At 47.7% G+C, this 12,237-nt stretch carries 16 protein-coding genes and 1 tRNA gene; 5 read left to right on the top strand and 12 right to left on the bottom strand.

Annotated elements, in window-relative coordinates; genetic code table 11:
* Positions 1 to 17 precede the first annotated feature (17 nt).
* The 11 genes from HMPREF3066_RS04445 to HMPREF3066_RS04495 form a co-directional block, all read right to left on the bottom strand.
* Positions 18 to 944, bottom strand: coding sequence for a DUF7146 domain-containing protein (locus HMPREF3066_RS04445; RefSeq protein ID WP_083286399.1), 927 nt, complete (start codon positions 942 to 944; stop codon positions 18 to 20).
* Positions 941 to 1,126: a polyribonucleotide nucleotidyltransferase gene (locus tag HMPREF3066_RS04450; protein ID WP_070440650.1), complete on the bottom strand. Its 186-nt coding sequence runs from the start codon at positions 1,124 to 1,126 to the stop codon at positions 941 to 943. The genes HMPREF3066_RS04445 and HMPREF3066_RS04450 overlap by 4 nt, the downstream gene beginning before the upstream one ends.
* Positions 1,123 to 1,338 (bottom strand): hypothetical protein, encoded by a 216-nt coding sequence (locus tag HMPREF3066_RS04455; protein WP_049331046.1) that lies wholly within the window; start codon positions 1,336 to 1,338, stop codon positions 1,123 to 1,125. The genes HMPREF3066_RS04450 and HMPREF3066_RS04455 overlap by 4 nt, the downstream gene beginning before the upstream one ends.
* A gap of 145 nt (positions 1,339 to 1,483) precedes the next feature.
* Positions 1,484 to 1,708 carry a hypothetical protein gene (locus HMPREF3066_RS04460; RefSeq protein ID WP_070440653.1) on the bottom strand — a complete coding sequence of 75 codons (225 nt, stop codon included), beginning with the start codon at positions 1,706 to 1,708 and terminating at the stop codon, positions 1,484 to 1,486.
* Positions 1,668 to 1,994: a hypothetical protein gene (locus HMPREF3066_RS04465; protein WP_070440656.1), complete on the bottom strand. Its 327-nt coding sequence runs from the start codon at positions 1,992 to 1,994 to the stop codon at positions 1,668 to 1,670. Before HMPREF3066_RS04465 ends, HMPREF3066_RS04460 begins: the two co-directional genes overlap by 41 nt.
* 281 nt (positions 1,995 to 2,275) lie before the next feature.
* A complete protein-coding gene (locus HMPREF3066_RS04470) occupies positions 2,276 to 2,842 on the bottom strand; it encodes a terminase small subunit (RefSeq protein ID WP_070440659.1) in 567 nt (188 codons plus the stop codon).
* Positions 2,839 to 3,096, bottom strand: a complete 258-nt coding sequence (locus HMPREF3066_RS04475) for a helix-turn-helix domain-containing protein (RefSeq protein ID WP_070440662.1) — start codon at positions 3,094 to 3,096, stop codon at positions 2,839 to 2,841. Before HMPREF3066_RS04475 ends, HMPREF3066_RS04470 begins: the two co-directional genes overlap by 4 nt.
* 113 nt (positions 3,097 to 3,209) lie before the next feature.
* Positions 3,210 to 3,413 carry a helix-turn-helix transcriptional regulator gene (locus HMPREF3066_RS04480; protein ID WP_070440665.1) on the bottom strand — a complete coding sequence of 68 codons (204 nt, stop codon included), beginning with the start codon at positions 3,411 to 3,413 and terminating at the stop codon, positions 3,210 to 3,212.
* Positions 3,414 to 3,607: 194 nt separating this feature from the next.
* On the bottom strand, positions 3,608 to 4,501 hold the full coding sequence (locus HMPREF3066_RS04485) for a DUF6387 family protein (protein ID WP_070440668.1): 894 nt from the start codon (positions 4,499 to 4,501) through the stop codon (positions 3,608 to 3,610).
* Positions 4,502 to 4,773: 272 nt separating this feature from the next.
* Positions 4,774 to 6,015, bottom strand: a complete 1,242-nt coding sequence (locus tag HMPREF3066_RS04490) for a tyrosine-type recombinase/integrase (protein ID WP_070440670.1) — start codon at positions 6,013 to 6,015, stop codon at positions 4,774 to 4,776.
* 197 nt (positions 6,016 to 6,212) lie between these two features.
* Positions 6,213 to 6,297 (bottom strand) — tRNA-Leu (locus HMPREF3066_RS04495).
* A 133-nt stretch (positions 6,298 to 6,430) separates the two neighbouring features.
* Here HMPREF3066_RS04495 and HMPREF3066_RS04500 point away from each other — a divergent pair.
* From HMPREF3066_RS04500 to HMPREF3066_RS04520, 5 genes are all read left to right on the top strand, one after another.
* Complete coding sequence (locus HMPREF3066_RS04500) at positions 6,431 to 7,099, top strand: hypothetical protein (protein WP_070440673.1); 669 nt, start codon at positions 6,431 to 6,433, stop codon at positions 7,097 to 7,099.
* Positions 7,092 to 7,685, top strand: coding sequence for a GTP cyclohydrolase II (gene ribA / locus HMPREF3066_RS04505; protein ID WP_049226185.1), 594 nt, complete (start codon positions 7,092 to 7,094; stop codon positions 7,683 to 7,685). The genes HMPREF3066_RS04500 and ribA overlap by 8 nt, the downstream gene beginning before the upstream one ends.
* 113 nt (positions 7,686 to 7,798) lie before the next feature.
* Positions 7,799 to 8,899, top strand: coding sequence for a conjugal transfer protein (locus HMPREF3066_RS04510; protein WP_070440674.1), 1,101 nt, complete (start codon positions 7,799 to 7,801; stop codon positions 8,897 to 8,899).
* 7 nt (positions 8,900 to 8,906) lie between these two features.
* Complete coding sequence (locus HMPREF3066_RS04515; protein ID WP_070440676.1) at positions 8,907 to 9,371, top strand: low molecular weight protein-tyrosine-phosphatase; 465 nt, start codon at positions 8,907 to 8,909, stop codon at positions 9,369 to 9,371.
* A 331-nt stretch (positions 9,372 to 9,702) separates the two neighbouring features.
* On the top strand, positions 9,703 to 10,224 hold the full coding sequence (locus tag HMPREF3066_RS04520) for a thioredoxin family protein (protein WP_070440679.1): 522 nt from the start codon (positions 9,703 to 9,705) through the stop codon (positions 10,222 to 10,224).
* 114 nt (positions 10,225 to 10,338) lie between these two features.
* Here HMPREF3066_RS04520 and HMPREF3066_RS04525 read toward each other — a convergent pair whose 3' ends face one another.
* Complete coding sequence (locus tag HMPREF3066_RS04525; protein WP_070440682.1) at positions 10,339 to 11,877, bottom strand: pentapeptide repeat-containing protein; 1,539 nt, start codon at positions 11,875 to 11,877, stop codon at positions 10,339 to 10,341.
* Positions 11,878 to 12,237: the final 360 nt, after the last annotated feature.

The raw sequence follows: 12,237 nt of genomic DNA on the forward strand, positions 1-12,237 counted from the left end.
ATTGTACCATTTTGTTTTTAATTGACTATACCGTTCAAAAAGTGAAAATTTGCCAAGCTGTTTGCGCTCAAGGCCGCGCATAAGCCCCAATCGTAAGCCTTGCATAATTCGCGGGCGGCAAGGGCGGTTTCTATGCCCTCTGCAATGACAAGGCGGCCATTTTCAGGAATCGGGAACAGGTGGACGGCTTGCCCCGATATACTGCCTTTCTTGCGGCTTCTCATTTTCTTGGCCGGTAATGTTTCGCCTGTTACAGGGTCTTTGATTGCCAGTTTCTGATAGCGCGGGGCGTGTAGTCCGTCCTCTCCGCATGGCTTGTCATAGCTCGCCTGCAAATAGGTCAGGTGTAAGCCTTGTAGCTCTTCGTCCATATCGCGGATAGCGCAAACCATACAGGGGAAACTACCAAGCAGAAGCGGCTTATCTTCGCCTGTTGTCCAATAGTCTTTTTCAGGTAGGAAACGGACGTTTTCGGGCAAATGCGCCATATCCAAACCGCGTGATTTCAAATACTGGATAACGGGGGAATCGGGGCGGATAGGCTCTGTGCTTCTCCATAATGCGGCCAGCTTCTCGATTTGGTCTTTTTCGGGGCGTGGCTGCGCTTGTAGGCGTGTTGGCGGTATCGGCAAGGGGTTTGCATTGTCCATGCCTAAAATGCCAGCAACGGTGCGTAATGCCTCGTCAAAATTGCAATTCAGAAAATGCATAACCAGCCCAAAACCGTTTCCGCCGCCCTCTCTGTCCCCATCTTTCCAATGTGTGCAAAAAAATGTGCCGTTTCCGTCCTCATCGTCATATCTGAAACGGTTATGCCCATCATTACACGCGGGGCAGGGCTGGTGTTTGTCGCGTAAAAACTTAGGGTCTATGCCGATAGCGGCGTGTATTTGCGGCCAGTGGTATTGCGCGGCGGCTCTGATTTCTTTGTATGTTGGTTTCATTTTCCTACCTCCTCGAATCTGTCCATAGCTTCGCGGGCTATGACTGATACAGTATGAATCGCCTCTTTTTGGCTTGCTCCGTCATTCACAATCAGCAAGATAGTGCTTACAACGTCCACCGCTGCGATTGCCTTTTCTTTGCTGTTTAGTTGGTTTGCCAGCTTATCCATGATGGTTTTCATTGCTCTGCCTCCTCTGATACTGGCTCTAAAACAATTCCTGCTGTTGGGTCGGTTTCCCATATCGCGGGCGTTTCCGGCTCTAGTTGCTCCGTGTCGGCGTGGGCGGGCTGGTTACAGGCTCGGACTACCAAAGCCAAAAGCAACACCCAAAACACCAGCAAGGCGCGGTTTAAATACCGGCGGAAACGGTCGGATTTATTGGTCTGTTTCATGGTTTTATCCTTTGCTCTGCCTCCAGTGTTTCAAAACGTGAATCTAATAAAATCAATAGGTTATAAAAACACTAGGGCGAAGTTTGCCCTATGCCGTCTAAAATAGGCGGCATAAAGGCGGGTAAATTTCAGGGAATAGGTGGGCTTAATCTGCTTTGGTTACGCTGTAAGTAGCCCATTCTTTCAGGTCGTCTGAAAGCCCAAGCAGGGCGGAAACCTGATTTACAGATTCCGTAAAGCTGTAACCAAACACCAGCGCCAGCAGGTCAAAACCGCTGCCGCCTTTGGGGGTGCATTGGTTGCAGATGTAGCCGCCGCCGTCTGAATCGTCAGGGCGCGGGATGGGGTCGGTTTTGAATATATCCCTCAAGCTCGGATGACAAATCGAAAGATTCCAAGTTTTCCGCATGGGGGACTAGGGTTTGAATGACTGTGGCAAGTCGTGCCGTGCTTCCGCTCGCACTTATGGGGGTGTTGCGGACGGAATGGGCGGCCATGTTGTCGCAAATGGTGTCGATGATTGCGCCCGTATTGGCGATAAATTCGCCGCCGTAGTACAGCGCGTCCATAATGCGGTTTGCCAGCTCTAAGGGGATGGTTACCGTTTGGGCTTGATTTTGAATGGTTTGGATTTTGGTAGAAATGGAAGATTGCATTTGAAATGCTCCTATACGTTCGAGATTTGAGAAATGCCCAAAATAGGGGGCGGTGCTCTCTCCTGCGTATAGTCAGGCGTGGACGTTACCGTTACCACACACCGCCATAAACTTTGATATGCCGTCCAAAGCCTGCGGATAGGCTTCAAACGCCATAAGAGAAAATGGCGATAAAAAATCAGCGTTACCCTGCTGATTTGGGCTATACGATTTGAGAGAGAAACTTAATTCTGCTTCCCAAAGCTCAATCTGTCAAATGGTTTTTTACGGGATTGGGCGATTTAACATGAGATTTTGTCCAGTGCTGTAATAAGTAATACGGCAAAATAAACCTTGTCAGGGTCTTTACCCGTAACGGCGGCTATATCTGCAAGTGTTACCGCCTCCCATTTGCCCCCATGTGTCTCACTGGCTAAATCCAAGATTGCTTTCTTCTCTTCTTCTGTGAGTGAATCAAAAATGGGGTCAATACGGCTTTTCGGCTTTTCCTGTATTTCCGCCTCTGCCTTGATTTCCGCTTTATCCACTAATAAGCCAAGCATTTTGGCCTTGCCCATCGTGGCCGATACTGCCGCGCTGCTTTGCGGTGTTGGGGCTGTCAGTGCCGCCGCCCGTGCCTGCTCCAGTTCGTGCAACAGGTCATCAACCGTTACCGCATGGCGTTGCCGTGCCTCTGCCTTGAGGTCATCTACCATCGCGGAAATATCGGGGGTTTGTAGCAGCTTATAGGCTTCATTGGTTACCGTTTCGGGCTTCATGTTGTCGGTGTTGTAGGCTTGCCGGTATGCTTCGCTCGCATTGCCCGTTTCCACATACAGGCGGGCAAACTGCTCTTGCTTTGGTGTCATGACTTACTCCTTTCCGACACCAGCAAAGAAAACCGCCCGCATTTCACGGTCTCCCCGAATTGGTTTTGCACTTCTTCCATCACGGTTATGATTTCATGCCCCGCTCTGCGAAGCTCCATAATGCGTGTGTTATAGCTAAGTATGCCCATCTGTGCCAGCTCCCATGAAGTAACGCTCCCTTTTCTCAATCGGGCTAAAATGCGCTCTCTTTGGCTTGGCGTTTTGGACTTGTGGTTGGTATAATTAGCTTTCATCAGATTTTTCCTCCATGCCGTCTGAATAGCCCTCTATTCAGGCGGTTTTATTTTGACTAAAGGGATATATTCACGTTTATGCTTCGCGCGCGCGCGTATTGCTCCGAAAACTCCTACTCTTCGCGCTTGGCTGCCAGTTTGTTGAGATACTCTTCAATCTCACTGGAAAGCCAGCCGGTAATATTTTCAGAAAGTTTGATAGGCTTAGGAAAATCAGGGCGGTAATGGCGGCTCTTAGGGTTTGCCCAATTCCAGATAGTCGCTCGTGAAACGCCCATAACGCGGGCGGTATCGTTTACTCTTAATACTGTATTCATATGCTTTGCCTTTCTTAGCTGGGGTTGTATGACAGGCACAAATATAACCGGCTCTACATAGATATAAAATGCACAAATATTTTTATTTTCATGGTGTTATAAAATAAAAACATTTCATGTGTGCAAATTTTCAGATAAAAAAATGCCCACATGAATTTTTATTTTTTCATGTGGGTATAAATTAAATCGGTTTATTACAGTAAAAGGCGGGCATTTGTTTTTTCTAAAAGCTCCATTGCTTTAGGCCTTACAGTTCTTGCGATCCTATCTACCGCATCAAAATCAAGCGGGGCGTTATTGCTTGGTGGGTAAATCATTGCCGCCATTTCAACATCAGTAAATTTGCGTTCTACGATAAGGCTGTAAACGTATAAATCCATAAAAGCAAAAATGCGATAATCTATCATTTTTCTGATTTCAGCATCTGAAAAACGGCGCGTCCTTTCGCGTTCTTCTTGCTGTCTAAGCTCTTTCAGTTTTTGCTTAAATGCCATTTCCAGTATCTCATCACTCGAACCCAAATTAATATGAATCATGGTGCTGTAATTTAAAGTCTTGGAAACAGGCTTACGAAACAGATTATTTATCGCCTTTATATCTTCTTGCGGCATATCCTCCGGCAGAATATCACTAGGGGAAAGCCAGTCTGTATGCATATTTGCTCCAGTTTCAAGATTTTTAATACATAATTCCAGCGTTTGGCGCGTTTCTTGCACGAATTGTCTTACTTCAGGGATTGTTACATATGATTCAGTGTAAATCCTAGCTATATCTCCCCATGTAATATCAGAAAGAATGTCCGGATCAATTTCCAATGGGTTGTAATTTATTCTGTTACCGCTATTTTTGTACTTAATAGGCTGTACAACCCATTTATTAGCACAACATTTCAGCCAGTCTAAGGCATATGCCTTTTCGTCTTCTTTCTCTTGCTTGGTAATATAACTACCATTGATAATCTCTCCTAGTCGCTCATAATTCATTTGTCTGAACCATAACGCCATTGACAGTTCATCTCGGGAAAAATCAGACAACCCATCATACAAGCTAATATCAAACCAATCAGGGCAGTAATTAGGCTTTTTCATCTTTTACACTCTTAAATTAGTATTGCAAAAATAACTCAGAAACTCGAAATAGATATTTCAGACGGCCTTTAATGCGTGTTGTCGCCTCTATTTCTTGATATAACCAAGTGAATATAAAGGGTAACCAGTGGTAACCAGTTGGTAACCAGTAAATTTACGTTAACTGGTTACCGCTTTTTCTTTGTATTTATATTTATATTCATATGGTTATATTTGTAAAGTTTTGTGGTAACCAGAGTAACCAGTATATTTACTCACGCGCATAGGGAATTTTAATCCGCCTTGTCTTTTTGAATCATCTGTAATGCCTGGTTGTATCGCTCCCGCAAATAGTCGCTATACCATTGCATAAACTCGATACGCTGGGGCATATAATCGGCTTGGTAGGCGTATGAATCCTTTATCTTGTTTTCTTCAACGTGGGCAAGCTGTGTTTCAATCGCGCCGCCGTTGAAGTTGTTTTCATAAAGCAAACTACTTGCTACTGCTCTGAAGCCATGCGGCGTGGCTCTGCCTTTATAGCCTAGTTTCTCGTTAATGATTTTTCCTAGTGTGTTCTCGCTGATATGGCGGTTTACGTTGGTTCTACTTGGAAACATAAACCGGCTATGCCCTGTCAGCGTGTGTAACTCTTGAAGTAGCTCTATTGCCCAATCAGAAAGAGGCACACATAAAGCGGGCTTTGGCTTCATCTTTTCGTGCTTCATTCTTTCGGCGGGAATAATCCAACGCTTGTTTTTAAAGTCCACTTCTTCCCACTGGCCGCCGCGTAATTCGTTATTTCTCACAAACACCAGCATGATCAGCATGATGGCAATTTTGTTTTGCCGCTCTATATTGTTTGCCAGTATCAGGCGGCGGTAAAACTCCGGCAATTCTTCACGGGGCAGGGCGGGTTTGTGTTTGGTGGGTAAGTTGGGAATGTGATTTTTCAACAGGCGGGCGGGGTTGTTTTCTGATATTTCCAGCATGGCGGAATAGTCAAAAACCGCCCCGATCCAGCCCCTGATTTTGTCGGCGGTATCAGTAACGCCCCTTGCCATAATGTCATCAAGCAAGTTTTTGATATGGGTTACCTTGATTTCATTAACGGGGATTTCTCCAATGACTGGGAAAACGTCATTTTTCAAATAACGCATGATCCGCTCGGCGTGATGTTCTTTCCAGCGGGGCAAATTGTCCTTGTGCCATTGCTTGGCCAAATGCTCAAAAGTATTTAACAAGGCGGCTTGTCGGGCTGCTTTGGCTTCTTGCTTGGCTTTGGTAGGGTCTTGCCCTTGTGCAATCATGCGGCGGGCGTTTTCGGCGGCTTGGCGGGCTTCTACCAGTGAAACGGCTGGATATTTCCCGATAGTGAAGTCTTTATCTTTGCCATCTATACGGTATCTCATGCGGAATATTTTTCCGCCCGCTGGCGTAACTTCAAGATACAGACTGTTACCGTCAAATAACTTGATTTTCTTTCCAGTGTCAGACGGCTTGGCGGCTTTGATTTGGCGGTCGTTTAGTGGCATTTGTGGGTATGTTTTCAGTGGTTTTGGCTGATCCCCTGAATCATACCCACATTTTGTGCTTTACTCAATTAAATGGCATTGGGGGTATTTAGACACTTGGCAATGGGTATATTGGCCTGAAAGCCTTGCCAGTATTGAATCTTGATTACTGTGTTAGATTTGATTAGACGAAAAAAAAGCCCCTAAAAGGGGTTGGGTGGTGCGGACGGAGAGACTCGAACTCTCACACCTCTCGGCGCCAGAACCTAAATCTGGTGCGTCTACCAATTTCGCCACGTCCGCGTGATGAAACTCGGGATTATACACAAAGTATCCTGCTCTGCAAACAATCTTTGGCTTGAAATTGCTTTATTCCGACCGATATAATGGCAGGTCGGTTATCTGCCGGAACACACTAATATCAAAGAGGAACATCATGCCTGTTTTACTGATTCAGGATTTTTTACAGACACAGGGTTTGAAGCTGTCTTCAGACGACCTCCGTATTGCTTATCTGACCGCAAAGACGGTGATGGATATGGGCAATGCTTCGATTGACCGCTCGGTTTTGTGGCGTGAGGAAGACGGCTGGAAGCTGGTAGACCATATTGAAGAAACGCCTGAAAACGAAGTTTTGCTCAAACAGGTTTTCATGGCTTTGGATTCGGTATTCAGCCGTGCAACAGCTGTCAAAAGCGCGGCGGTTTACATCCACCTTCCTGGCGAACCACACGCAAGGCTGGTTCGTATCGCGGCGCAGGGCGAGCCTTTGGAAAATCTGTTGGCTATTCATGAAGAAAACGGTACGGTTTACCTTGCCTGCCGTACGGCGCAAAGCGGTTGGATGAATATTGCCAACGATATAGCTTATTGGCTTTCGCTGGACGAAATCCAAGGCAGTCGGAACGAGGGGAGCGGAAGCCAGTTATCCATTCCTGTGGCTACTCAAAATGGGACGGTTTTGGGCGTGGTTCATGTTGAATTTGCCGATAAAGATCAAGCCGATGACGCGGCCCAAACAGATTGGTCGGCGCTGGCTTTAGCACTTGCCGAGCCGCTGAAAGCATTGGCAGGCATCGAAGACAAGGAGGAAGAGCATGAATAATACCTTGAAATTCGTCGCCTCTTGCCGCCTGCCGACCGAATGGGGCGACTTCACTATGCACGGTTTTGAAGAACCGAGCGGACAAGAACACATCGCTTTGACAATGGGCGATTTTTCAGACGACCTCCCCGTTCTGACCCGCATCCACTCCGAATGCTTGACCGGAGATGCCCTGTTTTCCAAAAAATGCGACTGCGGCCCGCAGCTTGAAGCGGCGATGAAGGCGGTTCAACAAGAAGGGCGCGGTGTGATCGTTTATTTGCGTCAAGAAGGACGCGGTATCGGTTTAATCAACAAAATCCGTGCCTATAAGCTTCAAGACGAGGGGATGGATACGGTCGAAGCCAACCTCGCGCTCGGACTGCCCGTTGACGCACGCGACTTTACGCTTGCCAAGCAAATTTACGACCATCTGAATATCCGTGCTGTCAAGCTGTTGACCAACAATCCTGAAAAAATTCAGACGTTGAAAGATGCAGGCATCAATGTCGTCGAACGTATTCCGCTCCATGTCGGTGAGAATGCGGAAAACGAACGTTATCTGCACACCAAAGCCGACAAATTGGGGCATATGATTTTTGATTGAGGGCAGGCGGGCGTATTTCCCGCCTTTTTTCGTTTTCCGACGACCTTTTCCCAATCCGTATCCCGATATTGTTATAATCCGAGCTGTCCGGACAACCACCAATTTATATCCATATGAACACCTTCATCCTACCCGACACACGCCCTTATCCGCAGACTCCGGTTAAAAACCATTTACTGATAAACGCCTCACTGCTCGCACACGGCACGACCGCCGCAACCCGCAAGATTGCTGTGGGGCAGCTGCAAACCGAAATCCGCAGCCAGCTTCATCAAAACTACTACGTCAACTTGTCCGTCGCTATGACCATGGCGCCCGATGTAGAGACTTACAACGCGCTGATGCAGAGCATCAACCAAGTGTTATCCGCCGAAAACGACGATGAAGCCCAATGGTTTGCCTTGCCCGTCGTCATCGTCGCCGGCTGCAAACAGGAGCGCACGCTGCCCCTGACGCTGCCTACCGAAGCACTGACCGCCTGTCTGTCCAACTATCCGCACTTGCGCGCCTTAACGCAAAACACCCAATGGCTGCCCTTCCTCGCCCATTCAGACGACCTGAGCGGCATCACGCCCGAAGAGTGGTGGAACGCGAAACAAAACAGCGAATCCGCCGCCGCATTCCTGCAAACTTTTGAAGACAAACCGCTGATCTGCCCCGAAGGACAGTCCGTCCACGTCGTGTACGCCTTGGGCTACGGCGACAAAAACCTGCAAACCGCCTTGGGCGTCAACCTGCAACAGGCAGGCCTGCCGCTGATGCAGGTTTGGCAGGAAAGCCTTACCGCCGCCGGCGTTACCCTCTTCACCAATCCGCTGTCCCCGAACACCCCGCTCCAAGCCCTAACCGACGGCAGCCACACCCGTCAGCGCATGGCGATGGACGTGTTCGCCACCAACGCCATCCGCGCCATCCGTATGCAGAGTCCGCGCGTCGGCGTCGTCATCGCTGCAAGGGCGGGCGGGCAGATTCTGTTCGGCTTCAACGCAACCGACAGCGCGTTTGAAGTCGTCCCGCAAGTGTTCGTGTGGAACCTTTCGTCTTCCGACAACATCGCCGTCATCCAACACAACTTCCTCGACCTGATGGCGGAATGCCGCGTCGAGCATATCCGCATCCTGCACGACGTTTTGCCGGAAAATGCCGACCTGCCGACCTACGCGCAATCCCTGTCCCTGGACGGAAACAACCCATTCTTCTCCGAACACGCCTAAACCGCCTATGAAAAACCATTCCGTACTCTTCGTCTGCCTCGGCAACATCTGCCGCTCACCCATGGCAGAATACGTCCTGCGCCACCGCGCCCGCGAAGCAGGCGTAGCCCACCGCGTCCGCACCGACAGCGCAGGCACATCCGGCTGGCACGACGGCGAAAACATGCACCAAGGCACGCGCAAAACCCTCGCCGCCCACGGCATCGACCACCAAGGTTTTACCAGCAGCAAAGTGCGTTCCGAAGATTTCGATGAATTCGACTTCATCATCGCCATGGACGACAACAACCTTGCCGAACTGGAAAAAATGTTCGGCAAACACCCCGACAAAATCTTCAAACTCACCGACCTCATCCCCGAAAGCGGCTACCGCCACGTCCCCGACCCGTGGCACACCGGCGACTTTGACGAAACATTCAGGCTTGTGGACGCAGGCAGCGTCGCACTGCTGAAAAAGCTGGGTTTGGTTTGAATTGGTTGACAGCGTTTAAAGTTGAACGCAACGCAGTAAGATAAAAGGTCGTCTGAAACCTAAAACTTAGGTTTCAGACGACCTTTTGTTGACGAGATGGCTGGGGCAGGGCTGCTTAATGAGAAATAAACACCGGCGTAGCGCGGGTTATACCCACGAAAAAGCGATGCCCCAAACCATCGCGGGCAAAGCCCACGCTACACAACGCAACGTCACCCGCCCATTGCCATACATCAAAAGGTCGTCTGAAAAAAACCGTTTCCCAAGTTTCAGACGACTCCGCCGCCGCGAAAAGCGTATACTTTCCCTATCGCAACCAAGGAGCCGAATCATGAAAATCCTGCCCGTCCTGACCGCCGCGCTGCTCTTGTGTTCCTGCGCCGCCGACCGTGAAACCGAAGCCCTGAAAAACAGCCTGTCCGAAGCGCAAACCGCCGTGCGACTTTCCGCCGAAAACACCAAGCGGCTGGAAGACACCTATTCCGACATCTACTTCCACCTCGACAGCCTGACCGTCGAAAGCTTCAAAAACCGCGTCGCCAACGGAGACACCGTTTACGCCTACATCGGCAGACCGAGTTGCGGCGACTGCAACGCCTTCGAACCCATGTTCAAACGCTACATCGCCAACCGCAACCTGAACGGCAAAATCTACTTCGTCAACGTCCACCGCCTGCACCAAGACAAAGAAGCATGGACCGCGTTCCGCCAACAATACAAACTCGGCGGCACGCCCGTCCTAGCGAAATACAGCAAAGGCAAACAAGTCAACAAGCTCGACTTGGAAGAAAACGGCGGCAAAATCAGCGCCGAAGACTTGGAGAAATGGCTGGACGCAAACGGCTTGCGGTAAACTGTCCGTTTGAGATTGCACCGTTTGAGTGTTAAAGACTTTGCGGAAGAATGAAGAGAGGTCGTCTGAAAACAGGATTTTGGTTTCAGACGACCTTTTAGGAATAGACCATGGTTAAAGTTGCATTTCTTTTAACCAGAAAGGGCAAACTATTTCCTTCCCCATCTCATCTAAGATTATCATTCCTTTTTCATTACAAAATTGCTGCATAACATTTATTTGTTCATTCTTTGTCAATGCCTCCCATACCAAATCATTTTTCATCCATTTTGGATAAACAGCTTCAATAAAATCAGTTTCGTTAATTTGGGCATACGCAAGCATTTTACTTTTCTTGAGTGTTTCCCATTCAAATCCAGATCCGCTTAGATTAACAGATTTAAAATTTGCTCCATCTAATTTTATGTTAAGCAAAAGAGAATCTCTCAAATTAGCAAGACTTAGATCAGCTCCTTGCAGATCGGCTCGAGTCAAATTAGAACCAGATAGATTAACATTTGTTAATTTGGCGTGTTGAAGTTTAGTATCTATCAAATTTGCATCAGATAAATTGGCTGAATCTAGGTCAATTTCCTGCAAATTAGCTTTCTCAAGGTTCGCACTTTGAAGAAAAGCAGAACGCAAATTGGCTTTCTGCAAATTAGCTTCATATAAAATAGTTTGTTCTAAATCAGCATTTGAAAAGTTAGTTTCGCGTAAGTCTGCTCCACTTAGATCAGCTTTGGTTAAGTCAACATCATGCAAATCGGCAGCTCGTAAATCAGCATAGCGTAAATTTAAATCTGACCAAACCATTGAACCAATATTGTATCTGATGGAATCTAATTTAATTCCAGCTAAACAAATATAAGGTAAAACGTTCTGGACATATCCTAAATTAAGTTGCTCTTCATCATTCACACTTAGCAACACATTAGTTAAAGCCACTCCCATAGGGCTTTCTGCTTTTCGTTTCAACTCCTCAATAAATTTAGTCCTTTCGTCATCAGATAAATTTTCTTTTTCCAATTTCTTCAAACTATCCTGCTGCATTGCCCGCCAAGCAGACTTCAACAGATTAAATGCAGGTAGGCGGAAACTTTCTCCGTAATCGCCTCGGAAAAACGGTAACAGGTTGTAGATGGCGGAAATCTGCAAAGCGACTGCTCCTTCCCGTTTGCTGAAGGTATCGAAATCGGCGGTATCTGGTTTTTTGGCATATTCTTCAGATTGTTCCGTCGTTTGTTCTGTAATTTCTGCTCCGTCTTTTGGGTTGCTTCTCTGCGTGGTTTTATTGACTATTTTCATTTCCGGCAAATGCGCGCCGCTGACCCATTCGGACAGTTTTTGAAATTCTTTCAGATTAATGTCTTTACGTTGGTTCTCGATTTGCTGTCGATTATTTTTATCGCGGAAATGCCAAATGGCGAAGGCGACGGGGGAAGAAACAATCAGAATAATAAGATTCCAAGCACCGGAAGAAATGCTCTCACTGTTTCTAATCGCTGCAAAATAGATAATCATAAAAATGATTAGTGAAACAGTTCCTGCCCACAAGACTATTGCCGCATTGCTTTGCTTATCCAACCAAGTTTTTCCCTTGTCTTTTGCTGCTGTGATTTTTTGACGTATTTTCCATTTCACCATTTCTTCGTTCCCTTTATTGAATTTCAAGCCGTATCGCGTCCGGCGGCAACCCGAATTTTATAGTATTGCGTAATGGCAAAAAAGAAAAGGTCGTCTGAAACCAAGCTTTCGGTTTCAGACGACCTCGTTTATTCAATCAACGCAGGCTTGGGGTAACTCAAGTAGCGTGGGCTTTGCCCACGAAATGAATGAAAACACAACTATCCTTCGAATTAACATACGGCAAGTTTCGTGGGCAAAGCCCACGCTACCCGTTGCTGCAACTGCAACTTTGTTCCTTCCCCCGTCTGGCGGGGGAAGGTTAGGATGGGGGTGGCTTTGCGGCTTGAGGGGAAATCAAATTCGTGCAGCCCATAGAGCCACCCTCTCCCCAACCCTCTCCCGCCG

The organism is Neisseria sp. HMSC03D10, from assembly GCF_001807625.1.
GTDB classification, from domain to species: Bacteria; Pseudomonadota; Gammaproteobacteria; order Burkholderiales; family Neisseriaceae; genus Neisseria; species Neisseria mucosa.

Coding starts and splice junctions, on each gene's coding strand:
- HMPREF3066_RS04515 (WP_070440676.1), top strand. CDS start 8,907: ATGAAAAACCATTCCGTACTCTTCGTCTGCCTCGGCAACATCTGCCGC.
- HMPREF3066_RS04520 (WP_070440679.1), top strand. CDS start 9,703: ATGAAAATCCTGCCCGTCCTGACCGCCGCGCTGCTCTTGTGTTCCTGC.
- ribA (WP_049226185.1), top strand. CDS start 7,092: ATGAATAATACCTTGAAATTCGTCGCCTCTTGCCGCCTGCCGACCGAA.
- HMPREF3066_RS04470 (WP_070440659.1), bottom strand. CDS start 2,842: ATGACACCAAAGCAAGAGCAGTTTGCCCGCCTGTATGTGGAAACGGGC.
- HMPREF3066_RS04490 (WP_070440670.1), bottom strand. CDS start 6,015: ATGCCACTAAACGACCGCCAAATCAAAGCCGCCAAGCCGTCTGACACT.
- HMPREF3066_RS04455 (WP_049331046.1), bottom strand. CDS start 1,338: ATGAAACAGACCAATAAATCCGACCGTTTCCGCCGGTATTTAAACCGC.
- HMPREF3066_RS04510 (WP_070440674.1), top strand. CDS start 7,799: ATGAACACCTTCATCCTACCCGACACACGCCCTTATCCGCAGACTCCG.
- HMPREF3066_RS04500 (WP_070440673.1), top strand. CDS start 6,431: ATGCCTGTTTTACTGATTCAGGATTTTTTACAGACACAGGGTTTGAAG.
- HMPREF3066_RS04480 (WP_070440665.1), bottom strand. CDS start 3,413: ATGAATACAGTATTAAGAGTAAACGATACCGCCCGCGTTATGGGCGTT.
- HMPREF3066_RS04465 (WP_070440656.1), bottom strand. CDS start 1,994: ATGCAATCTTCCATTTCTACCAAAATCCAAACCATTCAAAATCAAGCC.
- HMPREF3066_RS04445 (WP_083286399.1), bottom strand. CDS start 944: ATGAAACCAACATACAAAGAAATCAGAGCCGCCGCGCAATACCACTGG.
- HMPREF3066_RS04485 (WP_070440668.1), bottom strand. CDS start 4,501: ATGAAAAAGCCTAATTACTGCCCTGATTGGTTTGATATTAGCTTGTAT.
- HMPREF3066_RS04475 (WP_070440662.1), bottom strand. CDS start 3,096: ATGAAAGCTAATTATACCAACCACAAGTCCAAAACGCCAAGCCAAAGA.
- HMPREF3066_RS04450 (WP_070440650.1), bottom strand. CDS start 1,126: ATGAAAACCATCATGGATAAGCTGGCAAACCAACTAAACAGCAAAGAA.